Below are 25,400 nucleotides of genomic sequence, written 5' to 3' on the forward strand. Positions count from 1 at the left end.
ACATGTTAGATAATAATCAATTATTACGTTTTACAACTGCAGGAAGTGTAGATGATGGAAAAAGTACCTTAATAGGTCGACTGTTATACGATTCTAAATCTATTTTTGAAGATCAAATAGAATCTATTGAAAAAACAAGTAAACAAAAAGGACACGAAGGGGTAGATTTAGCTTTGTTTACCGATGGTTTGCGTGATGAGCGCGAACAAGGTATCACTATCGATGTGGCTTACCGTTATTTTACAACACCAAAACGTAAATTTATTATAGCCGATACACCAGGACATATTCAGTATACTAGAAATATGGTTACAGGAGCTTCAACAGCAAATGCAGCCTTAATTTTAGTTGATGCACGCCATGGCGTTATTGAACAAACCAGACGTCATGCTTTTATTGCTTCATTATTACAAATTCCACACATAATTGTTTGTGTTAATAAAATGGATTTGGTTGATTTTAGTGAAGAGGCTTATAACAAGGTTTTAGGTCAGTTTGAGGAGTTTTCATCAAAATTATTGGTAAAAGACGTTCGTTTTATTCCAATGAGTGCTTTATTAGGTGATAACGTAGTAAACCGTAGTGAAAACATGAGCTGGTACCAAGGTGCGCCATTATTACACACACTTGAAACGATGCATATTAGTAGCGATGTAAATAAAGTAGATGCACGTTTCCCTGTACAAACCGTTTTAAGGCCACAACGAGAAGGTTTTATCGATTATAGAGGTTATGCGGGTAGAATTTCGAGTGGTGTGTTTAGAAAAGGCGATGAGGTTACAGTAATGCCTTCTGGGTTTACAAGTAAAATTAAAACTATTGATGCTTTCGATAAAGAACTAGATGAAGCCTTTGCGCCAATGTCTGTTTCTATAACGTTAGAAGACGATATTGATATTAGTCGTGGTGATATGTTGGTGCGTTCTAACAATAAGCCAGATGCTTCTCAAGATATTGAGGTAATGTTATGTTGGTTAAACAATGCACCATCTAAGCCAAGAGCAAAATATAGTATATTCCACACCTCTAATCAACAGAAAGCTATGATTAAAGAGTTGGTTTATAAAATAGATATTAATACCTTGCAACGTAAGGAAGACGAAGCTGAACTAAAAATGAACGAAATTGCAAAGGTTAAAATTAGAACAACAAAACCTTTAATGACAGATTCTTACCGTGAAAACCGAACCACAGGAAGTATTATTTTAGTTGATGATGCAACTAATGAAACTGTGGCTGCGGGGATGATTGTGTAAATAAAAAATTTTTTTAAGAAACAACCTTTGAATAAACATTATAAAAACTCTTTTGCACTACTATTAAATAAAGCGGTGACAATTGTGTTAACGCTTGCCGTAAGTATTTTATTTGCGAGGTGTTTAGGTAAAGAGCTTTTAGGTAAATTTAATTACGGTTTATCTATAATTGCCTTTTTAAAACCAATTGTAGATTTTGGTTTAATAGGGATGGTTGTTAAAGAGATTCATCAAGCGCCAAATAATCGCGTAAAAATTCTTCGAAATGTATTTACTATTAAACTATGCCTTGCATTTATAATTGTTTTAGGAGTTTTTGTTTTTAGTTATTTTTCGAGTTTTGAGTTAAAGTTTTTAATATGTATTCTTTCACTTGGTTTAATAAATCAAAGTTTTGCTGTAATTCAATTTTATTTTGAAGCCATAAGTTTAGGTAAAAACAATCTTATTGCGTTTTCAACGGCCTCAATAATATCTTCAGTTTTAAAAATAATATTTATCCTTAACGGATTTCATATTAATTACATAGCGATATTATTTGTGTTAGATACAACATTGGCTTCTTTAATTTTTGTTTTAATTTTATACAGAAGGAATAAATCAATTTTTCATGATTTCAAAATTGATTTCAAGTATATTAAATCGATAACTTCAAAATCATATCTTTTATTACTTTCTTCCTTTGCTAGCATTTTTTATTTAAAAATTGATCAAATAATGCTAAAAATGATGCGGTCCTATGAAGAGGTGGGGGTATATTCCATAGCTGCTCAAATATCAGAAGTATGGTATTTTATTCCAGCAACAATTGCTGCTGGATATTTCCCTAAAATACTTGAAACAAAACATTCGTTTAAAGACTTTAAAATTGAGGTACAAAAACTACTAGATTTTTTATCTTTTTTATCTATTTTAATAGCTGTGATTCTTATGTTTATAGCGACTCCCTTAATAAACTTTTTTTATGGTATAGAGTTTAACGAAGCCGCCACTATTTTAAAAATTCATATTTGGGCATCTGTTTTTGTGTTTTCAGGATCTGTTTTTAGTAAGTGGATATTAGCCGAAGAAAAATATAAATATTCCATTTTCAGACATATTCTAGGAGCGACCTTTAATTTAATACTTAATTTTGTTTTAATTCCAAAGTATGGTGGTATTGGTGCAGCAATAAGCACGATTATATCTTACGCGGTTGCTCATTTTTTTTCTATACTTTTGCTAAAAAAGGCAAAGTGGTTATTTTTAGCTATGGTTAAATCGTATTTAGTTTATTTTAGGTTGCCTATAATTATAAAGAAATTTAAAAGTTAAATGAAAAATTATTTAAAAAAAATTATACCTAAAAGCATGTTTCTTCTTATAAAGAAATATGTTATTTCAGTAAATAGTATAATTTATAAAATTTGTGCTTCGAATAGGTTTTTTTCAGTATTGTATTACGTTTTTTTATCCAGAAGTTTTTACCGCGAATGTCAGTCAGTAATTTCAGGCAAATCATCTTATTATAGCAGTTTAAAAAATAATAATGACTTTGAATTTTTATTAAGAAGAAACATTCATAGAATAGAAAAAGGACTTATAATGATTCCTAGACGACCCGTTTTTGCACGTGATTATATAGTTGAAACGGTAGAAGCTTTTAGAGATTTTAGTAATCAACAAAATAAATCTAATTTAAGTCAAGAGTATTTTTGGTATAAAGATGTTTTAGATGAGTATTTTTTAGCTGTAGATAATTCAGAAAGCACAGTAAAAAAAGCAAAACTAATTTACAGTCAGAGTAATAATAAGAATGAGAGCAATCAAGTAAAGCGTAAACCTTATGTACGCGATTTCAAAAATAAAATTGCTTACGACGATATGTATGAATTATCTAGGCAAAGAAGAAGCGTTAGGTGGTTTGAGCAGCGAAAAGTAGATCGTGATTTACTAGATAAAGCTTTTCTTGTAGCAAATCAATCTCCTAGCGCCTGTAATAGGCAACCTTTTGAGTTTTTGGTATACGATAATGCAGAAATGGTTAGAAAGATATCCAATTGTTCAATTGGTATGACTGGTTTTAAAGAAAACGTGCCAGGTATAATTGTATTAAAAGGTAATTTAAATGCTTATTTTTCTGAGAGAGATCGTCATATAATATATATTGATGGGGGTTTAGCAGCTATGTCTTTTATGTTTGCTCTAGAAACCTTAGGATTAAGTTCATGCCCAATTAATTGGCCAGATGTAGAAAAAAATGAGAAAAAGCTAGCTAATCTTCTAAGGTTAGAAAAATACGAACGCCCCATTATGTTAATAGCTTATGGATACCCAAATAAGAACGCGTTAGTGCCTTATTCTGAAAAAAAATCACTAAACAATATAAGAAGATATGATAATACAAATTGATGAGACTAACACTCTAAATAAAGGTGCAGAATTAATGTTTTTTGCTATCATAGAGGAATTAGAGAAAAGACAGCTTAGTTCGAAAGTAATTTTTAATTCTAGCACACCACATTTGCCTAAAAACAGGAGTAATCTTAATTTAGTTGAGAGAAGAAAACAGTTAGGTTATCTTTACTCATCAATAATTGCACCTGGGTTAAATAAATTTAATTTACCCAATGCATTTTTTACAACCAAATTTAAAGTAGACAATGTAGATGTTGTTATCGATGCTGGGGGCTTTCAATTTTCAGACCAATGGAAGCCCACACAAAATTATTTAAATTTAATAAATAATTATTATGGTAAATTAAAACGACAAAACCCTAAATCAAAACTTATATTTCTTCCTCAAGCATTAGGTCCATTTGAAACAAAAAATGGAAAAAAAATAGTAGAAATTTTAGATAAATATGCTGATTTAATTATTGCTAGAGAACAAATTTCGTTTGATTACATAGAAAAACACTTAGTTAATAAAAGTAAACTAAAATGTTTTCCAGATTTTACCTTAAAGGTTTTAGGTGAAATTCCAGAAAAATACAAGCATTTAAAAGATAAGGTTTGTATTATTCCTAATAGAAAAATGGTAACGCATACCAATGCTTCAATTGACCAATATGTTAACTTTTATAAAGTAATAATTAATGAGTTGAAAAACAGAAACAAGGATGTTTTTTTGCTAAACCATGAAGGAAAAGGAGATTTAAAAATCTGTAATACTATTAGACAAAAAATAGATCCAAATATAGAAATAGTAACTAATATTAACGCCAAGGAGGTTAAAGGAGTTATTTCTCAATCGGCATTAGTAATCTCATCTAGATTTCATGGTGTTGCAAGTTCTCTTAGTTCGGCGGTGCCTTGTTTATCAACTTCATGGAGCCATAAATATAAAATGCTCTTTCAGGATTTCGGACAAACGGATATGATTTTTAACTTAGATTCTGATGAAGAACAAATAAAAGAAAAAATTGAATTTGTTTTTAAAAACAAGGAAAAAATTCAAGACACATTAAAAACAAAAAAAGAAGAGTTATTGGTTAAAATTGAAAGCATGTGGGACTTGGTAGAAAATACTATAAAAAACAATTAATAATACGGTTAGGTTACTAAAAAAAGAAAAACCTTAATGAAAAACATGAATCATTTAATTTCTGTAATAATACCTTGCTATAATAACTCTGTTTCTATCTGCAATACATTGGATTCATTAGTGCAGCAAACTAAAACAGTTTATGAAGTATTAATTATTGATGATTTTTCAAATGATTTTGATGAGCTCCAAAAAGTAGTTTTAAATTATAAGGAAAACCTACCTATTAAATTGTTAAGAAATTATGAAAATAAAAAGGGGGCTTACACCAGGAATAGAGGGATAAAGGAAGCAAAAGGAGATATTATTGCTTTTTTAGATGCAGACGATTTGTGGCTTTCTCATAAAGTTTCAACTATAATAGAACACGTAAATCTTTTTGGTAAAGACAATTTATTTTTCTCTAAGGTTAAAATAGAAAATAATGGCAATATTGTAGGGTCAAGACCAAGTCATTTTAACCCAAATGTTCATATCTCAGAATACTTATTTCTTGAGGATGGTTTTATTCAAACTAGCAGTATATTTTGTAGCACCAAAATAGCAAGAGAAATTCTGTTTCAAGAACATTATAAACGACATCAGGATTACGATTTTGTATTGCGTGCGGCATATAATAATGTAGAATTTAAATTTATTGAAGACGAATTAGCAATTTATTCAAGCGATATTTCTGTAAATCTATCCAAAGGCGAAGCATCTGAATATTCCCTTTTTTGGTTAAACGATATGAAAAAGTATTTTTCTAATAGTGGTTTTAAAGGGTTTCGGTTTTTTAATATAACAGCTAGATTATTGGCTGAAAAGAAGTATTTAAAAGCCATCATTAATGTAATAAAGGTGTTTTTTACTATAAATATAAAAGATTACAAAAGAGTTTACCCTAAGTTTAAAAGAACAATAAAAGGGACTCTATTAAATTAATATTTGTTTAATAATCATTCAACTTTTGCCGGGTTTATATGATAAATTTGTTTAAAATTATTTACAATTAATAGTAAAAGGAATTCTTGAGATGAATTTATTTTAAGTCATTATTTCTAAGTATAAAATTAACTTGTATAACTAATAATACTAAAATTCTTATATTTTAATATATTTGTGACTACACGGTTTTAGCTTCTATTTTTTTTGCTTTTATAACCTCAATCAGAAATTTGTAATAAATAATAGGTTTAAAAAAAATTTATTTTAACAATGAAGCATAAACACTTAAAAGGATTAAATACATTACGTTTTTTTGCTGCTTTTCTTGTAGTAATCTATCACGGAAAGCACCATGTAAACAAAATGGGTGTTGACTTTGCTGAAAATTGGACCATTTTTAATCGAGGTATTGAGGCTGTTAGTTTCTTTTTTGTTCTTTCAGGATTTTTAATAACATTTTTAGCCATTAATGAAATAAATTATAGAGGGCGTGTTAATTATAAAAACTTTTTTTTACGACGGGTTTTTAGAATAATGCCCTTATATTATTTGATACTTTTTCTAATGTTATTTTTTTTAGGATTTGCTGCTCCCAAATTATTATCTCAGGAAAATGTATTAGTTTTTCCAATGTTAAAAGGAACGTTATTGTACGTTTTTATGATTCCTAACCTAGTTAAACCTTTATGGCCTGATATTCCGGGCGGTATGAATATTTTTTGGAGCATAGGTGTAGAAGAACAATTTTATTTGATTTTCCCTGTATTAATATATTTGTATTTAAAATCTAAGAATAAGGTATATACATTGCTAACAGTTTTTTTATTGTACTACATATGTTATATGCTGGTGTACTATAACGTGTTTAATTTAAATCAAGTTTTAGTGAAATTTATACTAACACTAAAATTTCATTATATGTTAATGGGCATGACTTTGGCGGAATTTGCTCAAAAAGCTATTTTGAAAGAAAAATTGGTGAAACTTATTAATAAAGATATTTATCAACTTGTAAGTTTCGGGTTGGTTATTTGTTTCTTGTTTCTTGATATAGAATACCCAAAATTATTAGAAGATATTTTGCTTTGTTTAATTTTTTCGAATTTAATATTTGTTGTCGCTTTTCGAACAAGAGGCAGCCTTTTGAATTATAACGTTAAATTTTTGTCTTATTTTGGTGTTATTTCTTATGGAATTTATTTAATTCATCCTTTGGCGTCCTATTTTGTAAGAATGCTAATAGTTAAAATTCAATTTTTAAATAAACTATTTATAAACTATCCCATAATTTATATTATGATTTTATTTATGGTTACTTTATTGTGCTCTCATGTTTCTTATAAATTTTTTGAAAAACCTTTTTTAAAATTTAAGGAGAAATTTAGGTAAAACTTAATAAATGAATAAAGTTTTGAAAATTTCAAAGTCAACTATAGTTTTTTATTTTTTATTTTTAATAGGCATAATAATAACTATTTTATCATTATATATATTTCCAGAACGATTTTTCTTTGATGCTAAAACAATTTTAGGAAGAGGAGGATGGTATTTTGAACCTGGTTTAAGGGGGAGCTATCAATTTTCTATTTTATTTTATCAAGTTACAGGGTTAAAACACTTGCCTTATCCCGTTATTGGTTTAATTCAATACTCAACTTTATGTTTTATTTTTTATAAAATTGGAGTTTCTAAGGACTTACATAAAATTACAATTAAAAACTTAATTATATATATAATGTTTTTGTTTCTGGCACTTTACGTGTCAGTTCCATCTAAAGAGTTTATTAATTTTACTTATTTGTCGTTAGTAGTTTTTTTTATAAAAAACAGAAAATTAAGTTTTAAAAAGACATTAATATTGACTTTATTTTTGGTGATTTTTTTAGGGTATTTTTTCAGACCTTATTATATTATAGTAGCAATAATTACTCTTTTTATGTATGCCTTAAGTTATGTTAAATTTAAAAGCTTTAAAGTTGCAACCTTTTTTTATGGCCTTGCTTTACTGGTTGGAATGTCATTGAGTTATGGTATAGTAAAAGGCCAATATATTTCTAATAGTACGAGATCAGCTATGGTAGTATACGGTAATTCAAATTCTGCTATTGTTCCACCACTAGATACTAGCACATGGTACGGTGAAGCAACAAGTATTATTCATGGGTTTTTTTCTGTTAATTTACCTGTAAATGGTTTTAAATTTTTTAATTCTCCTCAAATTATTTTTTTCGTGATTTGGCAACTTGTATTGTTTTATCTCTTAATTTTAAGATATGATAGATGTATAAAAGAAGGTAAAAGGAGAAATTTTGATTTATGGTTATTTTATATTTTATTCTCCTATTTTATAGTTCAGGGTGTTTTTGAGCCAGATTTAGGGTCTGCTCTAAGGCATAAAGCAAGTGTTTTTCCAATAATATACTATTTGTTAAATTATGAAGAATTTAGAAGAAAAAAGTAATAAGGCATATAGTGTTTTTCTTGTTCTTATTTTAAGCACCTTGATGTTTAGGGAGTTTAATACTATTTTAATACTATTTTTTGCGTTTTTTAATATCCTTTTTAGGAAACACTTTAATATTACAAAAAAAACATTGGTTTTTACTTTATTAATAGCATTACCATTTTTACTCGATCTATTCTTTTTTTGGAATAACGATTCCTTTTTAGCCGCCATAAAAACGACAGAAAAAAGAGTAACGCTGCTTTTATTTCCTCTAATGGTTGTAGGTTATTATAAAAAAATAGATTTTATTTCGCTTCTTAAAAAAGTAACCACTTTAACATCTATAATTTTAGTTGTTTTGTTTATTAGATATGTTATTGTTTATAACGAAACGTTTAGTAAATATTTAAAAGGTATAGATTTATGGGAGTTAGGATATAGCTTTTGCAATAGCTTTGGTAATCATGCTCCAGCGTTTAATATGCAAATAAGTTTTATTGCTTTAAGTAGTTTTTACTTGTTTTTCAAATTAAAAAAGAAAATTTTTGGCTTTATATTCTTATTTTTATTTGTAGCTGTTTTGTATATAAATACTAGAATAGCTATTGTTAATACCATTTTATGTTCCGTTTTTATTTTAGTTTATGAATTAATTAATAAAAGTAGAAATAGGAAACTGTTAGTAAGAAGTGTTTTAATATTATCGTCGGTTATTTTTATTTTAGTTTTTTTATTTGTAACAATTTTCCCCAGATTGGTTAAAAAATTCACTACGGATAGTTTTTCTAATATGGATAAAATAGGAAAAATAGACGAGCTTGAAAGGCCAGAAACAAAACACGGCTCGCTTGTTTTAAGATTAAGTATCTGGAAAGGTTCTTTAGAATTGGCAAGAGAAAAAATATGGTTTGGTTATGGAGCATCTGATGGTAAAAGAGAACTTATTAATTACTTTGAAAAAACTAATCAGAAACATTTGGCTAAATGGAAATTTCCAGTGCATAATCAATACTTAGATTTCTTATTGAAATTTGGTATTTTCGGCTTAGTTTCAGTTTTCATTTATATCGGTTTTATTGGTTATTTAGGTTTTAAATTAGAGAACTCATTAGTAATAAGTTTTTTTATTGTTTTCTTCATTTCAAACTTAACAGATGATTTTTTAATAAGATACGACGGCATAGTTTTTAGCAGTTTATGGATATCAATTTTTGCTAATCAATTTAAATATAAAGTTATAAATGGGTAAAATAAAGGTGGCTCACATATTACACTCAGTTGGAGGCGTGGAAGTCTATTTGGATTTAGTAGCTAAAAATATTGACTCTAATAAATTTGAAACAATTATTATTCATGGTAAATCGCGAAAAAATAAGCAGTATTTTAATAAGGAAAATCAAGTTGTAAAGCAGTTTTTTGTTCCTATGACGCGAGATATTAGTATTATTACTGATTTAAAATGTGTTTTCAAAACTATAAAAATTTTAAAAAGAGAAAAACCAAACTTAATTCATGCGCACAGTGCGAAAGGAGGAATTATAGCTAGATTAGCATCTTTGTTTTATAAAGTACATGTTTTACATACACCCCACGCTTATTCATATTTGTCGACTAACTCTAAGCTTAAACGTAATTTGTTCTTAGTAATTGAGCAGGTTTTTAAAAGTTTTAACTCTATATTATTAGCAACTTCAGAATCAGAACTGGAACGCGGAATTAATGAGGTTGGTTATAAAAATGAAAAAGCTTATTTGTTTAATAATTCAATAAAGCCAATAAAACTCTCATCAACTAATCAAGAGATTAATTATAGTTTACCTAATAACTATATTTGTACGGTAGGTAGGCCATCATTCCAAAAGAATATTGAAATGATGGTGGAAGTAATACAATTGGTAAAATATTCGATTCCTAATATTCATATGGTCGTTATGGGATTAGGTGTGGTTAGTCCTAATACCGAAAATGTAAAACAATTAATTAGAGAAAAAGGGCTAGAGTCAAATTTCACTTTAATTGAATGGATGGAAAGAGAAAAGGCCTTAAAGGTTATTAGTAATTCTGGATTTTATTTATCTACTTCCAGATATGAAGGGTTACCATATGCAATAATTGAAAGTTTAGCCTTGTCAAAAGCCATAATAGCAACAAATTGTGATGGAAACAAGGACTTGGTTAAAAACAATTTCAATGGGTTTTTAACACCTCAAAAAAATAAAAAACTAACTGCCGAAAAAGTTATTGAATTATTAAATAATTTAGAAATGAGAAAAACTTTTGAACGTAATTCGTTTGAGTTATTTGAAAATAATTTTAACATTGATTCTAATATTAGTAAGTTAGAAAATATTTATTTAAAATTTTCAAAATAAAATACCGTTTAGAAAAAACTATATAATTAAAGTTCTTATGAAGAAAAAAGGATATTCAATAATTATAAAACCATTTATTTATGTTATCGATTTATTTTTAATTTCTATAGCTTCATTTTATTTTCTAAAGCAAGATATGAATAATATTGTAGCCTTTTGTATAATGTGGTTTAGCCTATCTTTTTTTACATCTTTCTACAAGATTTATAGGTTTACAAAAATTACAGAGGTGATATCCTTGTTAAGTAAACAAATATTTATTTTTATTACAGTAGTATTTGCTTTTTTATTTTTAAAAAATTCGGATGTAAAACCAGTAAACGGAGTTTACTTTTTTTTATTATTATATATTTTAATGGTTTTATTTCGTGTGGCTTTCTTTTTTTTATTGAGAAAATATAGAATTGTTACGGGAAGTAATTACAAAAAAGTTGTTATTATAGGTATAAATAATTCAACTAAAAAACTTGAACATTTTTTTAAAACTCATCCAGAATTTGGCTATAAATTTTTAGGTTTTTTTTCCGATGAAAAAAGTATTGCAAAAAGAGGAAGTGTCTCAGAAAGTATAAATTTTATTTTAAAAAACGAAATTGAAGAAATATACTGCTCTGTAAAAGAACTTTCTAACAAACAAATTAAAGAATTTATCGATTTTTGTGATATTAATATGAAATCCTTAAAATTTATACCAGACAATAAAGAGTTGTTTACTAAGAACTTATATCTAAATTATTTAGATATAACCCCCATTTTATCTTTAAGAAAAATTCCTTTAGAGGATTCTGTTAATAGTTTAGTAAAACGTCTTTTCGATATCATTTTTTCGTCTTTTATTATTGTGTTTGTACTTTCATGGTTAATACCAATTTTAGGATTAATAATAGTTTTAGAAAGCAAGGGGCCAATATTTTTTAGGCAAGATCGTCCTGGGATAAAAGAAGAAGGTTTTGGTTGTTATAAGTTTAGGTCTATGACTATTAATAATAATTCTGAGATTTCAGCGTCGAGAAATGATGCTAGAGTAACACGAGTGGGTAAATTTATTAGAAGAACAAGTGTTGATGAACTCCCTCAATTTTTCAACGTTTTATTTGGTTCAATGTCAGTTGTTGGTCCTCGTCCACATTTATGGAGACAAAACGAAATGTACGGAACCAAAGTGCCAAAATATATGGTAAGACACTACGTAAAACCAGGGGTAACAGGCTTGGCACAAGTAAGAGGATATCGAGGTGAAATAGAAACAAAGGAAGACATAATTAACCGAACCAAATATGATATATTCTATATAGAAAACTGGTCCATTCTTTTAGATATTAATATTATAATTCAAACGGTGGTTAACGTTTTTAAAGGAGAAGATAAGGCATATTAAAAAACTTTAGAGTTGAAAATCATAAAGCTGGCACCGCCGTATAAAACTATCAACGAAGTAAAATACGTTGAAGAAGCCATTTTAAATGGTGAAATTTCAAATTATGGTGAAAACTTATCTGCTTTTAACAAAAAATTAGAAAGGTATTTTTCGAAACCGAATAAAATAGCTCTTTTAAATTCAGGTACATCTGCAATACATTTAGCCTTAATTCAATTAGGAATAAAAGCTAACGATGAAGTTATTTGCCAAAGTTTTACCTTTTCTGCAACAGCAAACCCAATTTGTTATCAAAAAGCCATTCCTATTTTTATAGATAGCGAAGCAGATACCTGGAATATGTGCCCCGTTCAACTTGAAATAGCAATAAAAGACAGACTGTCTCTGGGCATTAAGCCAAAAGCAATCATTGTTGTTCATAGTTATGGAATGCCAGCGAAAATGGATGATATTGTAAAAATTTCAAAAAAATTTAGTATACCAATAATCGAAGATGCAGCCGGCGCACTTGGCAGTACATACAAAGGATTAAAGTGCGGTAGTTTTGGTGAATTCGGTATTATATCTTTCAACGGAAATAAGATAATTACAACATCTAGCGGTGGTGCTTTAATTTGTTCTTCAGAAGATCAAAAAATAAAAGCTAATTTTGTAGCAACACAGGCTAAAGCTAATGAGCCGTTTTACCACCACGAAGAAATAGGGTATAATTACAGTATGAGTAATATTACAGCTGGTATTGGTAGAGCCCAAATGGAGGTTTTAAAAGAACGTGTTCTAAAAAGACGTGAAATTAATGCGTTTTATAAAGAAATTTTTGAGAGCATTAATGGCATTACTTTATTAAGTGAGCCTAGTCAATATTATTATTCTAACCATTGGTTAACCTGTATTTTAATTAATTTTGAAGAGGTAGGTTTTTCTAACGGAGATTTAAAAATGGAATTAGAAAAGTATAATATTGAAACTCGGTTTTTATGGAAACCTTTACATTTACAACCTGTATTTAGTGATTTTCCATATTATGGACGGGTTATTAGTGAACAATTATTTAATACGGGGTTATGTTTGCCATCCGGTTCAAACTTAACAAAACAAGATAAGAATAACATAAAAACAGTAATAATGCGCTTTATATCTAATAAAATTAATTAATGCCGTTATTTCTTTCTTTTTTTGCATTTTAGTTTTAGATTTAAGCACGGTAAAACGATAATTTATAATAAGTTATATACAAACAAGTATGAAAAAAATATTAATTACAGGAGCGGCTGGTTTTTTAGGCTCTCATTTATGCGATCGCTTCATTAAAGAAGGGTACAAGGTTTTTGGTATGGATAATTTTATTACTGGTGATGCCAAAAACCTTGCTCATTTATCTAATAACCCCGATTTTGAGTTTATAGATCATGACGTTACCAAACATATTGACTTTGAAGGAGATTTGGATTATATTCTTCATTTTGCATCTCCTGCAAGTCCAATAGATTATTTAAAAATTCCTATTCAAACCCTAAAAGTAGGATCGTTAGGAACGCATAATTTATTAGGTTTAGCAAAAGCTAAAGACGCAAGAATTTTAATTGCATCTACATCCGAAATTTATGGAGATCCACTCGTTCACCCACAAACCGAAGACTATTACGGTAACGTAAACACCATTGGTCCTCGTGGTGTATATGATGAAGCTAAGCGTTTCCAAGAATCTATAACCATGGCTTATCATACTTTTCATGGTGTAGAAACACGTATCGTACGTATATTTAATACCTATGGTCCAAGAATGAGACTAAATGACGGACGCGTAATTCCAGCTTTTATGGGGCAAGCTTTACGTGGTGAAGATTTAACTGTTTTTGGTGATGGATCGCAAACCCGTTCGTTTTGTTATGTAGACGATCAAGTTGAAGGTATTTACCGTTTATTATTAAGCGATTATTCACATCCAGTAAACATTGGAAACCCTCACGAAATCACAATAAGAGATTTTGCAGAAGAAATTATAAAACTTACAGGTACAACTCAAAAAGTAATTTATAAAGATTTACCGGTAAACGACCCAATGCAAAGGCAACCAGACATAACCTTAGCTAAGAAAATTTTAGGTTGGGAGCCAAAAGTAGATCGTGCTGAAGGAATGAAAATAACGTTTGATTATTTTAAAAGTTTAACCGAAGACGAGCTTTATAAAAGCGAACATAAAGATTTTACAGGATTTATAAAATAAACTAGTGTATGGAATATAAACGCGGAAGATTTTCGTGGTTATTAAGACCTATACTAATTATTTGCGATCTATTAATTATAAACATTCTTGCTCATTATATTTTACAGTTTAATGAGCAAGATTTATATTTTTATAAGGTCGATAGAATAAATAACCAGCAGTTATTATTTGCTATATATTCTTTATTGTTTTGGTTGTTTTCTGCTTCATTAATTAAGTTTTATGAGGTTTATAGGTATTCGTCTTTCTTAAAAATAACGTCGCTTTTATTTAAGCAACTTGTTGTTTTTTTAATTGGTGTTTATGCTTTTATTGGTTTTTTTAGAAGTGTTGATATTCACGCGCTTGTTGTTCTTAAGTATATTTCCTTTGTATTTTTAGCTGTTGGTGTTTTAAAAATATTGACGTATTTGTTTTTAAAAGCTTTTAGAGCTTATTTTCAAGGTAATATTAGAAATATTGTGGTTTTTGGTGAAGGAAAAAACATAGATGAATTAATTTCAATATTTACAAATCAAAAGGAACTAGGATATAATTTAAATGCGTTTTTTAGTGATAGAAATTATTTAAATAGAACAGGAACCGTAAAAGATGGGCTAAAATACTTAATAAACAATACAGTGGTTGATGAAATTTTTTGTGCCATTGATGAGTTAACAGAAAAGGATGTTAATGAGCTGGTGAAACTTGCAGATATTAATAAAAGTAATATAAAGTTTATACCTAAAACTTCTAAATTATTTAAAAAACGTTTACGTGCCGATTATTATGCCTTTTTACCTGTATTTTCTATTCAGGAAGGTCCATTAAATAATGTTTTAAATAAAATGTTAAAGCGCGTATTTGATGTCGTGTTCTCACTGTTTGTACTTATATTTTTATTTTCTTGGGTATCCATCATCTTATTTGTTATTATTAAGTTAGACTCAAAAGGACCGCTATTTTACAGACACAAGCGTAATGGAATTAATTACAAAGAATTTTATTGTTATAAATTTAGGTCGTTAAAAACAACCAAAGAAGTTAAAGGGACTTACGTAAAACAAAATGACGACAGATTAACTAAAGTTGGTAGGTTTTTAAGGAGAACTAATCTTGACGAATTACCACAGTTCATTAATGTACTTCTTGGTGATATGAGTGTTGTTGGACCAAGACCTCATATGTTGTCTTATACAGATGTATATTCGAAAAAAGTAGATAAGTACAATTTTATTTATAGACATCATATTAGGCCAGGAATTACAGGTTTAGCGCAAGTGAGTGGTTATAGAGGTGAGATAGAGCTTGATTCAGATATTATAAACCGAATTAAATATGATAATTTTTATATTGAAAACTGGTCGTTGGTATTAGATATAAATATTATTTTTCAAACACTTTTCAATATTATAAAAGGAGAAGAAAAAGCTTATTAAAGTATCTTAACTAAAGCAACCAACTGCTTTTCAAAATTAAAGTTTTGTAAAGCAGTTTTTTGTATTTGAGATCTAAATTGATGATTTAATTTATTGAGTTCAATTTTTGAAAGCTGAAGGTTTAATGCTTTATAATTTGTTGGAGGCACAACCCAACCTAAATTATAAGTTTCAATTATATTTTCGCCTTCACCACCACCAAAATAAAGCATAGGAAGCCCTAATTTGCCGTATTCAAATATTTTTGAAGGTACAGAACCATAAATTCTATTTAAAAGCGGAATAACGGTTAAATCGTATTTTAAGAGCGCCTCATGAAGTTCTGTTCGGGCAATTTCACCGTGATATATAATATCTAGTTCTGGATTTTTAGCAATTAACGCTTCAATTTTTTCTTTCTCGGCGCCAGCACCATAAATATGAAACTGTATATTCTTATAATTTAACTCTGTGCAAAGTTTATAAATGCCTTGTGCTATGCCAAGTAAGCCAGCGTAAACCATTTTTATTTTTCCGTTTTCGGTAGCTTGTTCTTCCAGAATTGGCGGATTAAAATCAGGAAAATTGCGATATAAAAAAGTATCTTTTTCAGGGAAAAGTGAAGTTATGTGTGTTAAAATTTCTTCACTTTGCCCTAGAACTAAATCGGCTTTTTTGTAATTAAATCGCTCTATGCGTTCTAAAAGTTTGTAACTAAAATTCTTTTTAAATGCACCAAGCTCTAAACCTGCAATAGGCCATAAGTCGCTTACATTTAAAATAAGTTTACGTTTCTTATTTCTTATAAAAAACATACAAGTAAAAGCGACTAAAAGCGGGGGCGACTGCACAATAACTTTCTCCGGAAGTTTGTTCCACATAAAAAACCAAATCAAGCTAAAACTATACGAAAGCATGGCAATTAAGCGTTTTAGTTTGTTTTTAGAATTGCTAGCGTAAATCCATAATCGGTGTATGGTAATATGGTGTTCTGTAGTCGTTTTTTTAAAAACACCTTTATAACCATCAAAAATTTTGCCTTTTGGGTAATTGGGTAAAGGTGTAATTACCGAAACCTTGTAGTTTTGACCTTGTAAACCTTGGGCTAAATGAAAAATACGGTTCGATGCCGCTCCTATTTCTGGAGGAAAATAGTTGGTTATTATTAAAACTTCCTTCACTATAACTTGTAAATTTCTGTAAGATGGTCTATAATTCTTGTAGCCGTTTGTCCGTCCCAAAGTTCAGGAATTTTACCTGCTTTCCAATGGTTAGCTAATAAATTTTTAAAGGCTTCTTCAATTTTTTTACTGTCGCTTCCTACTAAAATATTGGTGCCAATTTCGCAGGTTTCTGGGCGTTCGGTATTTTCACGAAGCGTAATACACGGTACATTCATAACTGTGGTTTCTTCAGTTATACCGCCAGAATCGGTTAAAACACCAAGGGCATATTTTACTAAATAATTAAATTCTAAATACCCTAGCGGATTAGTGTAATGCAGATTTTTAAAGTTTAAATTTAAGCCTTCTAATAACTTTTTAGTACGCGGGTGCACTGGAAAAATAATAGGTAAATTTTTACCTAAAGTTACTATTTGTGTGATTAATGATTTTAGCTGATTTTCTTCATCTACATTACTTGGGCGATGTAATGTAATTACTAAATAGTTTTTTGGTTTTAGATTTAAAGTTTGCCAAACTTCGGGTTGCTTTAGGCGATGTTCGTTTTTTCTAAGGGTGTCAATCATGACGTTACCTACAAAGAAAATTTGCTCTGGTTTTATGCCTAAGTTTAATAAGTTTTCGTTGGCTTTGGTTGAGGTTGTAAAAAAGTAGTCGGTTAAACTATCGGTTACAATACGATTAATTTCTTCGGGCATTCGCATATCTCCCGAGCGAATTCCAGCCTCGACATGAGCCACATCAATTCCCGCTTTTTTTGCAACTATAGTACAAGCCATTGTTGAGGTTACATCGCCAACCACCAACACTAAATCGCATGGATTTTGGGCAAGTTCTTCCTCAAAACCAACCATAATACCTGCCGTTTGTTCAGCTTGTGTGCCGCTTTTTACTTCAAGATTAATATCTGGTAACGGAATATTTAGCTCTTCGAAAAAAGTACTGCTTAAGTTTTTATCGTAATGTTGCCCGGTGTGTACTAACCTAAAATTTATATTAAAACCTGCACTTTTTTTTTGTTTAATAGCTTCAATAATAGGAGCTATTTTCATAAAATTTGGTCGTGCACCTGCAACTATGGTAATATTCATTTTTTTTTGTTTAAATACGACGAAAACTGCTTCAATTTACCACTTTTCTGTCGGTTTAACTTATTTTGTTTTTCGTAAATAATGTGCAACCCGCTTTCAAGGTAATGCTCAATTTTACGATTTATGGTTTGTTTTTGGCTTTCGGAAAGTGTTTCATCTCCAACATAAATAATTTTAAAAGTATCGGGTTTTACCTGTTCAATTACAAATTCTTTAACCTTGCCATCGTTTTCAATAATGCTTTTGGTAATGTAATAAAAGGTTAAACCAGCAGCTCTTTTTCCGCTAGGCAAAATTACAATATCGTTTGTTCTTCCGGTAAGTTTTTCTAAAATAGGTGTTTTTATGGTACTTTTTTTACTTAATACACCAATATCACCAAGGTCGTAGCGAATAAATGGCTGTGCTTTGTTGTAAAGCGAGGTAATTACAACACGACCTTCTTCGCCGTTTGGTAAAACCTTGTTTTTTTCATCAAGAATTTCAATAAATAAAGTTTCGCTATTAAGTTGCCAGTTGCCGTTTGGGTTTTGAAAAGCTATTAAATCGAGTTCGGAAGCACCATATTCGTTCACCACAGGAATTCCTAATTGGGTTTCCAGCAGTTTTTTGTCGGTTTCAAAAAGCATTTCAGACGTTACTACACAAACATTTAAACTCGGGCAAACCGATTTTAAAACAATGTTTTTTTTCTCTAAATATTTAGCAAACTGCACAATGGCACTGGTGTAACCATTAATGTAATGGAATGTTGTGGTTTTGAATTTTTGTAAAGTAGCCGCAAAAGCTTCATCACTTAAATTAAAAACAGAAAACCGATAACGATGACTCAAAAAATCTTTAAAACGCTCTTTGTAATAACCTACTTTATTTAACGGAATACCGTAAAAACGCGCTTGTTTAGAGCTATTAAAATTAATGTTATACCAGCCAAATCGGTTTTGAATAACCGCCCAAGTTAAAGCATGACAAAATTTATCTTTAGCAAAAATAAATGGGTGTCCAGAAGAGCCTGAAGTTTTGTTAACGTAGATATTTTTGGTTGTAAACCCTTCGCTTAAACGTTGTTCTAGCGGTTGTTGTAAATCGGATTTCGTCATTACAGGAACGCTGTTCCAATTGTTTAAATCGATGTTTTTTCCGAAGGATTTGTAAAACGGATTATGATTTAGGTGATACATTATTATATCACGTTTTTTCTCTTCCGCGAAAGCGATAAAATCTACTTCATTTTTACTTTGAATGTCTTTTAAAACACGTTTAGCTTTCGCAATAGGAAAGCCATTTAGTTTTAAAGAAAAATCGAATACATTCAACGTAAGCAAAATTATTAGGTAAAGTAACTAAAAATAATTCGTGTATTTAAAGCATTAGTTTATTTTTGTGCAAACAACAAAACTCATGAACATTTTAATTCTTGGCTCTGGAGGAAGAGAGCACACATTTGCTTGGAAAATAGCGCAAAGCGATAAATGCAATAATTTATTTGTAGCACCAGGAAACTCGGGAACTGCCCAGGTTGCAACCAATGTAAATATTAGTGAAACTGACTTCGATGCGATTAAAGAATTAGTGTTAAAAGAAGCCATTAGCTTGGTTGTTGTTGGTCCGGAAGCGCCGCTTGTAAAAGGTGTTCACGATTATTTTTTAAACGATGATGCGTTAAAAAATGTATCGGTAATTGGGCCACAAAAAGTTGCTGCCGAACTTGAAGGCAGTAAAGAGTTTGCCAAAGAGTTTATGGACAGACACAATATACCAACGGCTGCTTACCAAAGTTTTACAAAAGATAATGTTGAAGCTGGTTATACTTTTTTAGAAAGTTTAAAACCACCTTACGTTTTAAAAGCCGATGGATTGGCTGCTGGTAAAGGTGTGGTGATTTTAAATGATTTAGATGAAGCTAAAGCTGAATTAAAAAGCATGTTAGTTGATGCTAAATTTGGCGATGCGAGTGCAAAAGTGGTTATCGAAGAGTTTTTAGATGGTATTGAGCTTAGTTGTTTTGTGCTTACCGACGGTAAAAACTATAAAATTTTACCAACAGCCAAAGATTATAAACGTATTGGCGAAGGTGATACAGGTTTAAATACGGGTGGTATGGGAGCTGTTTCTCCAGTGCCGTTTGCTACTCCAGAATTTTTAAATAAAATTGAAGAACGTGTTGTTAAACCAACCATTAATGGTTTTGCAAAAGATGAATTACCTTATGTTGGTTTTGTGTTTATTGGCTTAATTAAAGTTGAAAACGACGACCCTAAGGTTATCGAATATAACGTGCGCATGGGCGACCCAGAAACCGAGGTGGTTTTCCCAAGACTTAAAAACGATTTAGTTGAAGTGTTAGATGCTATGGCAAACCAAACATTAGACAAAATTAATATTGAAATTGATGAGCGTGCTGCTACAACTATTATGGTTGTTTCGGGTGGTTACCCTGAAGCTTACGAAAAAGGAAAAGAAATTACAGGTATAGAAAACATAACAGAATCTATTCCGTTTCATGCAGGTGCGCAGTTAAAAGATGGTAAAATTGTAACCTCTGGCGGACGTGTAATTTCTATAACGTCGTACGGAGAAACGTACCAAGAGGCCATAAAAAAATCTTACCAAAGTATAGAAAAACTACATTTTGATAAGATGAATTATCGTAAAGATATTGGATTCGATTTATAAAAACGAGTGCGAAGAAACGCTTTTGTCTTCAGCTTCGGTTTTATTAAATATCTGTAATTGTTTTAACCAGTAAACTACAGCTGTCATACAAATTAAAATAAAAATCCAAGAAATAGTATTGGCTGCCCACCAGTTTTCTAACTCTAATTCTTTAAGAGCATCCATTGGTGATAAAAGAACATTTACAAATAAATCTTGTATAGCGTAGAAAAAATCTTTCATAGTGTAATTTGTGTTTTCTAACTCGTAATTGTTAGTATATTTACAAAGCAAAAATACAAAAACAGTTAATGATTACAAGTTTTTTTAAAAAATCTAAATCAATAAATTTTATTATTGTTTTTTTTATTGCCTTATTAGCCTTGTTAATTGGGAAATTAGGGGTAGAAAACCTTGTTTTAGACGTTAGCTTTTTTGTAAAATTAGCAGTGCTATTTGCTGTTATTTTTGGTTCTATTTTATTGCTTAATTTTATAGTTAATAAAAACAGTTTAACGCAAAAAGACAATTACGAAATGTTGCTGTTTAGCTTGTTTTTACTGCTAATAACACAGTCGTCGCAACATTCTAATGTGTTATTTTCCAATCTTTTTATTTTGTTGGCTTTAAGACGATTAATAAGCTTAAGAACGTTAAAAAACACAAAAGAAAAACTGTTTGATGCCGCCTTTTGGATTGGCGTAGCAGCCTTATTTTACTTTTGGTCTATTTTATTTTTTGCACTTATTATTTTGTCACTAATTCTGCTTTCCGATGGTAGTTTAAGACATTGGATTATTCCTTTTTTAGGAGTTTTAGCGGTTTTTATATTGTCTATTGCCGTATCAGTTATTTATTATGACGAATATTTTCGGTTTATCGATCAATCTTTTAGTGTAAGTTTCGATTATAGTATTTATAACTCCTTAAGTTATATTATTGCTATTACGCTATTGTTTTCTTTTGGCGCTTGGTCGTCGTTATTTTATTTAAAAAATATTAAAAAGAAGAAAAAGGCGTTTCGAGCATCGTTTGTTACCATTATTTTTGCAGCCATTATAGCGTTTTTAATTGTGCTTATTGCGCCCAATAAAAATGGAGGTGAGTTTTTATTTTTGTTTGCACCACTTGCAATTATTATTACAAATTATATCGAAGTTATTCACGAAAAGTGGTTTAAAGAGGTGTTTTTGGGCATTTTAATTATAGCGCCATTTGTGCTTTTATTGTTGTAGTTTTTCACCAAAAGCTAAATCGCCAGCGTCACCTAAACCAGGAATAATATAACCTTTATCGTTTAAGTTTTTATCTATAGCCGCAATCCATAAATGAGTATTTTCCGGAAAATTGGTATTAACAAAATCGACACCTTGTTGTGCGCCAATAACACTTATTAAATGCACTTCTTTGGGTGTTCCAAACGGTTTTAAAGCTTCAAAAGTAGCGAGCATCGATTGTCCTGTAGCTAGCATAGGATCTGCTAAAATTAAAGTTTTTCCTTCTAAATTAGGGCAGGCTAAATATTCAACTATAATTTCAAAAGTTTCAGGGTTTTCTTTATGATGGCGATAGGCCGATATAAAAGCATTTTCGGCGTCGTCAAAATAATTCAACAAACCATTATGTAAAGGCACTCCAGCACGTAAAATGGAACATAAAACAATGTCGCTTTTAGGTAAAAAAGTTGGGGTTGTTCCTAATGGCGTTTCAACAGTAACATTTTTATAGGTCAAGGTTTTGCTCATTTCATAACCTAATATTTCGCCAATACGCTCAATGTTTCTTCGAAATCGCATGCTGTCTTTTTGAATAGTCGAATCTCGTATTTCGGCAATAAATTGATTTAAAATGGAGTTTTCGTTCGAAATGTTATGAATTTGCATTTGCTGAATTTTATTAAGTTTAGTAAAGTTAATTATAATCGAATAATAATTTCCGGTTTATTAATACGAAAAATAAAATCTACCGTTTTTATAAATAGTATCAATATTATATAATTTACGTAGTTTTGCACATTAAATTTTTACAACATGTTTACAGATAAGGCTAATAAAATATTTCAAGACGTTATTGAAAAGTACCACATTATTAACACGGTAGACCAACCGTTTGAAAATATTTACCCTAAAAGCGATTTAATAGAGCATTTATTATACAGAAAATGTTGGATTGATACCGTACAATGGCATTACGAAGATATTATTCGCGATCCACAAATAGATCCTGTTGCTGCGTTAACACTGAAGCGCCAGATTGATGCATCGAACCAAGATAGAACGGATATGGTTGAGTATATTGATAGTTATTTTCTAGAACAATATAAAGATGTTTCTGCAAAAGCTGATGCTACAATAAATACCGAAAGTCCTGCTTGGGGAGTTGATAGGTTATCTATTTTGGCCTTAAAAATATATCATATGAATGAGGAAGCTACACGCGAAGATGCTACAGATGCACATCGCGAAGCATGCCAAAAGAAACTTGATATTTTATTAGAACAACGTGTAGATTTATCTACTGCTATCGATACACTTTTAACCGATATTGAAAACGGAGATAAGTACATGAAAGTTTACAAACAAATGAAAATGTACAACGACGATGAGTTAAACCCAGTGTTGCGTTCTCAAAAATAACATCTGTTATCCTGAACTCAATTCAGGATCTCAATTTAAATTTAAATGCCAAACCCAAAACACATACTCGTTATTCGCTTATCTGCAATGGGCGATGTAGCTATGACGGTGCCTGTGTTGCGAGCATTAACAAAACAATATCCCGAGGTTAAAATTACCGTTTTAACTCGGGCTTTTTTTGCGCCTTTTTTTAGAGGTTTACAAAATGTTCAAGTACTTGCAGCCGATGTAAAAGGAAAGCATAAAGGTGTTTTAGGACTCTATAAACTTTCTCAAGAAATAAAAACTTTAGGTGTTGATGCTGTAGCCGATTTGCATAATGTGTTAAGAAGTAAAGTTTTGAAGTTTTTTTTATCAGGAAAACCTTTTTACCAAATAGATAAAGGGAGAATCGAAAAAAAAGCTTTGATATCGGGTGTTTTTTTTAAGCCTTTAAAAACCACACATCAGCGTTATGCCGATGTTTTTAAAAGTTTAGGGTTTCCTATAGATTTAAGCAATCCATCTTTTCCTAAAAAAGCCAATTTAAATAATAAATGCGAAGCGCTTTTAGGTGATTTAAAAAGTAAACGTATTGGTATTGCGCCGTTTGCTGCACATGAAGGCAAAATGTATCCTTTAAGTTTAATGAAGGAAGTTATTGAAACTCTAGCTAAACAGAATAAAATCTATTTATTTGGTGGTGGTAAGCAAGAAATTGAGGTTTTAAACCGCATTTCTGAAGCTCATGAAAATGTACAAAACTTTGCGGGGAAACTAAGCTTAAACGAAGAGCTTGATGTAATTTCGAATCTAGATGTTATGCTTTCTATGGATTCTGGAAATGCACACATTGCAGCCATGTTAGGCGTAAAAGTGATAACTATTTGGGGAGTAACACATCCGTATGCTGGGTTTGCACCATTTAATCAGCCAGAAGATTGTGCTTTGGTAGCAGACAGAACTAAATACCCGTTAATACCAACTTCAATTTACGGCAATAAACACCCTGAAGATTATAAAAATGCAGCAGGAAGTGTTTCTCCAAACACAATTGTTGAAAAACTAGAGTCCGTTCTTTAGTTCAAATTAAAGCAGACGTTTTTCAAAAGGCTTCATGTATTATTTTTTGAGTTTTTCGCTTTCGCGGAAATAAATAACGGTCTAATAATTAAACATCATCAAAATCTACCGAAATATTTGGAGTTTTTGGGTGTGCTTGACAAGTTAAAATTAAACCTTCAGCAACTTCGGCTTCAGTTAAAATATTATTTTGCCTCATAGTAGCTTCGCCCTCTGTAACGCGAGCTAAACAACTACTACAAATACCACCTTGGCAAGAGTAAGGGGCATCTAAATCTTCATCGAGAGCTGCTTCAAGAATGGTTTGTTTGGCATCCATTTCAAAAGTAGTAGATTCGTCATCAACAGTTACGGTAATTTTAGATTTTCCTTGGGTAACTGGCGCAGCAGCTTCAGTTTCAATTTTTGATGCTTTAAATAATTCAAAATGTATTAAATCTTCAGAAACACCATGTTCGGTTAAAACATCTTTTACCGTGTGTATCATACCTTCTGGCCCACAAATGTAATAGGCATTAGGTTCAATATGCTTGTATTTGTTTTTAACAACGTAGTTTATGGTACTTTTTTCAATACGACCAAAAACAGCATCGCTTTCGTCTTGCTGGCTAAACACAAACTGAATAGAAAAACGGTCGTTATATTGATTTTGTAAATCTAATAATTCGTTTAAAAACATAGTGTCCTTTGTGGTTTTATTACCATAAACCAACACTATTTTACTGTTTACTTCTTCGGTTAAAGCACATTTAATTATGCCTAAAATTGGCGTAATACCACTTCCTGCGGCAAAAAGTGCAATGTTTTTTGTTTTATTGTCTTTTGGTGTAAACGTAAAGCGTCCTTTTGGTGGCGCAACTTCAAGTGTGTCTCCTGCTTGTAAGGTGTTGTTGGCATAAACCGAAAATGTACCGCCATCAACCGCTTTTACGGCAACCGTTAAATTTCCACTAGTTGGTGCATCGCAAAGGGAATAATCTCTACGAACTTCGTTGCCATTAATTGTAGTTTTTAAAGTAATGTATTGCCCTGCGGTATAGTTAAATGTGTCCTTTAAATTATCTGGTAAATTAAAAGTGATGCTAACCGATTTATCTGTTAATCGAGTAATGTTTTTTATAGATAGGTTGTAAAATGACGCCATGAATATAAATTTTTAGCAAAAATAAGGAAGCCTAAATTGTTTACCTTGTTTTTCTAAAAAAATTAATACCTAAAATCCTTAGGTATAGTATTTTTCTGT

At 30.3% G+C, this 25,400-nt stretch carries 23 protein-coding genes; 17 read left to right on the forward strand and 6 right to left on the reverse strand.

Features of this window, described 5'->3' with window-relative positions:
• Positions 1-2: 2 nt before the first annotated feature.
• The 13 genes from PW52_RS03735 to PW52_RS03795 all read left to right on the forward strand — a co-directional run bounded on the left by PW52_RS03735 (position 3) and on the right by PW52_RS03795 (position 15,550).
• Positions 3-1,256 carry a sulfate adenylyltransferase subunit 1 gene (locus PW52_RS03735; RefSeq protein WP_044631573.1) on the forward strand — a complete coding sequence of 418 codons (1,254 nt, stop codon included), beginning with the start codon at positions 3-5 and terminating at the stop codon, positions 1,254-1,256.
• A 27-nt stretch (positions 1,257-1,283) separates the two neighbouring features.
• Positions 1,284-2,570, forward strand: a complete 1,287-nt coding sequence (locus tag PW52_RS03740; RefSeq protein ID WP_082050824.1) for a flippase — start codon at positions 1,284-1,286, stop codon at positions 2,568-2,570.
• Between the two features lie 270 nt (positions 2,571-2,840).
• A complete protein-coding gene (locus tag PW52_RS03745) occupies positions 2,841-3,647 on the forward strand; it encodes a nitroreductase family protein (RefSeq protein ID WP_165586749.1) in 807 nt (268 codons plus the stop codon).
• Entirely contained in the window at positions 3,631-4,782 is a 1,152-nt protein-coding gene (locus PW52_RS03750; protein ID WP_044631576.1) for a polysaccharide pyruvyl transferase family protein, read from the forward strand. Before PW52_RS03745 ends, PW52_RS03750 begins: the two co-directional genes overlap by 17 nt.
• A gap of 45 nt (positions 4,783-4,827) precedes the next feature.
• Positions 4,828-5,706, forward strand: coding sequence for a glycosyltransferase family 2 protein (locus PW52_RS03755; protein ID WP_165586750.1), 879 nt, complete (start codon positions 4,828-4,830; stop codon positions 5,704-5,706).
• Positions 5,707-5,979: 273 nt separating this feature from the next.
• The gene (locus PW52_RS03760) at positions 5,980-7,098 is read left to right on the forward strand and encodes an acyltransferase family protein (protein ID WP_044631577.1); all 1,119 of its coding nucleotides are present in this window, start codon (positions 5,980-5,982) and stop codon (positions 7,096-7,098) included.
• A 10-nt stretch (positions 7,099-7,108) separates the two neighbouring features.
• Positions 7,109-8,170: a hypothetical protein gene (locus PW52_RS03765; RefSeq protein WP_044631578.1), complete on the forward strand. Its 1,062-nt coding sequence runs from the start codon at positions 7,109-7,111 to the stop codon at positions 8,168-8,170.
• Positions 8,145-9,404, forward strand: a complete 1,260-nt coding sequence (locus PW52_RS03770) for an O-antigen ligase family protein (protein ID WP_044631579.1) — start codon at positions 8,145-8,147, stop codon at positions 9,402-9,404. The genes PW52_RS03765 and PW52_RS03770 overlap by 26 nt, the downstream gene beginning before the upstream one ends.
• Positions 9,397-10,527 (forward strand): glycosyltransferase, encoded by a 1,131-nt coding sequence (locus PW52_RS03775; protein ID WP_044631580.1) that lies wholly within the window; start codon positions 9,397-9,399, stop codon positions 10,525-10,527. The genes PW52_RS03770 and PW52_RS03775 overlap by 8 nt, the downstream gene beginning before the upstream one ends.
• Positions 10,528-10,564: 37 nt before the next feature.
• Positions 10,565-11,905 carry an undecaprenyl-phosphate glucose phosphotransferase gene (locus tag PW52_RS03780; RefSeq protein WP_044631581.1) on the forward strand — a complete coding sequence of 447 codons (1,341 nt, stop codon included), beginning with the start codon at positions 10,565-10,567 and terminating at the stop codon, positions 11,903-11,905.
• 12 nt (positions 11,906-11,917) lie between these two features.
• The gene (locus PW52_RS03785; RefSeq protein WP_044631582.1) at positions 11,918-13,060 is read left to right on the forward strand and encodes a DegT/DnrJ/EryC1/StrS family aminotransferase; all 1,143 of its coding nucleotides are present in this window, start codon (positions 11,918-11,920) and stop codon (positions 13,058-13,060) included.
• Between the two features lie 88 nt (positions 13,061-13,148).
• Positions 13,149-14,132 carry a UDP-glucuronic acid decarboxylase family protein gene (locus PW52_RS03790; RefSeq protein WP_044631583.1) on the forward strand — a complete coding sequence of 328 codons (984 nt, stop codon included), beginning with the start codon at positions 13,149-13,151 and terminating at the stop codon, positions 14,130-14,132.
• Positions 14,133-14,140: 8 nt separating this feature from the next.
• Positions 14,141-15,550: an exopolysaccharide biosynthesis polyprenyl glycosylphosphotransferase gene (locus PW52_RS03795; protein WP_044631584.1), complete on the forward strand. Its 1,410-nt coding sequence runs from the start codon at positions 14,141-14,143 to the stop codon at positions 15,548-15,550.
• Here the strand turns inward: PW52_RS03795 and PW52_RS03800 are convergent.
• The 3 genes from PW52_RS03800 to PW52_RS03810 are packed head-to-tail and all read right to left on the reverse strand — an operon-like array spanning position 15,547 to position 19,120.
• Positions 15,547-16,770, reverse strand: a complete 1,224-nt coding sequence (locus PW52_RS03800; protein WP_240475143.1) for a glycosyltransferase family 4 protein — start codon at positions 16,768-16,770, stop codon at positions 15,547-15,549. The two genes, PW52_RS03795 and PW52_RS03800, sit on opposite strands and share 4 nt — an antisense overlap.
• The gene (wecB, locus tag PW52_RS03805; RefSeq protein ID WP_044631586.1) at positions 16,710-17,804 is read right to left on the reverse strand and encodes a non-hydrolyzing UDP-N-acetylglucosamine 2-epimerase; all 1,095 of its coding nucleotides are present in this window, start codon (positions 17,802-17,804) and stop codon (positions 16,710-16,712) included. The genes PW52_RS03800 and wecB overlap by 61 nt, the downstream gene beginning before the upstream one ends.
• Positions 17,801-19,120 (reverse strand): phenylacetate--CoA ligase family protein, encoded by a 1,320-nt coding sequence (locus PW52_RS03810; RefSeq protein ID WP_044631587.1) that lies wholly within the window; start codon positions 19,118-19,120, stop codon positions 17,801-17,803. Before PW52_RS03810 ends, wecB begins: the two co-directional genes overlap by 4 nt.
• A gap of 85 nt (positions 19,121-19,205) precedes the next feature.
• Here PW52_RS03810 and purD point away from each other — a divergent pair, with 85 nt between their 5' ends.
• Positions 19,206-20,480, forward strand: a complete 1,275-nt coding sequence (gene purD / locus PW52_RS03815; protein WP_044631588.1) for a phosphoribosylamine--glycine ligase — start codon at positions 19,206-19,208, stop codon at positions 20,478-20,480.
• Here purD and PW52_RS03820 read toward each other — a convergent pair.
• Positions 20,475-20,702, reverse strand: coding sequence for a DUF6341 family protein (locus tag PW52_RS03820; protein ID WP_044631697.1), 228 nt, complete (start codon positions 20,700-20,702; stop codon positions 20,475-20,477). The two genes, purD and PW52_RS03820, sit on opposite strands and share 6 nt — an antisense overlap.
• Positions 20,703-20,770: 68 nt before the next feature.
• On the opposite strand from PW52_RS03820, the gene PW52_RS03825 reads away from it, so the two are divergent.
• Positions 20,771-21,694 carry a DUF6427 family protein gene (locus tag PW52_RS03825; protein ID WP_044631589.1) on the forward strand — a complete coding sequence of 308 codons (924 nt, stop codon included), beginning with the start codon at positions 20,771-20,773 and terminating at the stop codon, positions 21,692-21,694.
• Here the strand turns inward: PW52_RS03825 and upp are convergent.
• Positions 21,683-22,342, reverse strand: a complete 660-nt coding sequence (gene upp, locus PW52_RS03830; protein WP_044631590.1) for a uracil phosphoribosyltransferase — start codon at positions 22,340-22,342, stop codon at positions 21,683-21,685. The two genes, PW52_RS03825 and upp, sit on opposite strands and share 12 nt — an antisense overlap.
• 147 nt (positions 22,343-22,489) lie before the next feature.
• Between upp and PW52_RS03835 the strand changes: the two genes are divergently transcribed.
• A complete protein-coding gene (locus PW52_RS03835) occupies positions 22,490-23,095 on the forward strand; it encodes a DUF4254 domain-containing protein (protein WP_044631591.1) in 606 nt (201 codons plus the stop codon).
• A 45-nt stretch (positions 23,096-23,140) separates the two neighbouring features.
• Positions 23,141-24,157: a glycosyltransferase family 9 protein gene (locus PW52_RS03840; protein ID WP_044631592.1), complete on the forward strand. Its 1,017-nt coding sequence runs from the start codon at positions 23,141-23,143 to the stop codon at positions 24,155-24,157.
• Positions 24,158-24,245: 88 nt separating this feature from the next.
• Here the strand turns inward: PW52_RS03840 and PW52_RS03845 are convergent, their stop codons facing one another.
• Positions 24,246-25,301: a ferredoxin--NADP reductase gene (locus PW52_RS03845; protein WP_044631593.1), complete on the reverse strand. Its 1,056-nt coding sequence runs from the start codon at positions 25,299-25,301 to the stop codon at positions 24,246-24,248.
• Positions 25,302-25,400 lie beyond the last annotated feature (99 nt).

The sequence above is a fragment of the Neotamlana sedimentorum genome, from assembly GCF_000943565.1.
GTDB lineage: Bacteria > Bacteroidota > Bacteroidia > Flavobacteriales > Flavobacteriaceae > Neotamlana > Neotamlana sedimentorum.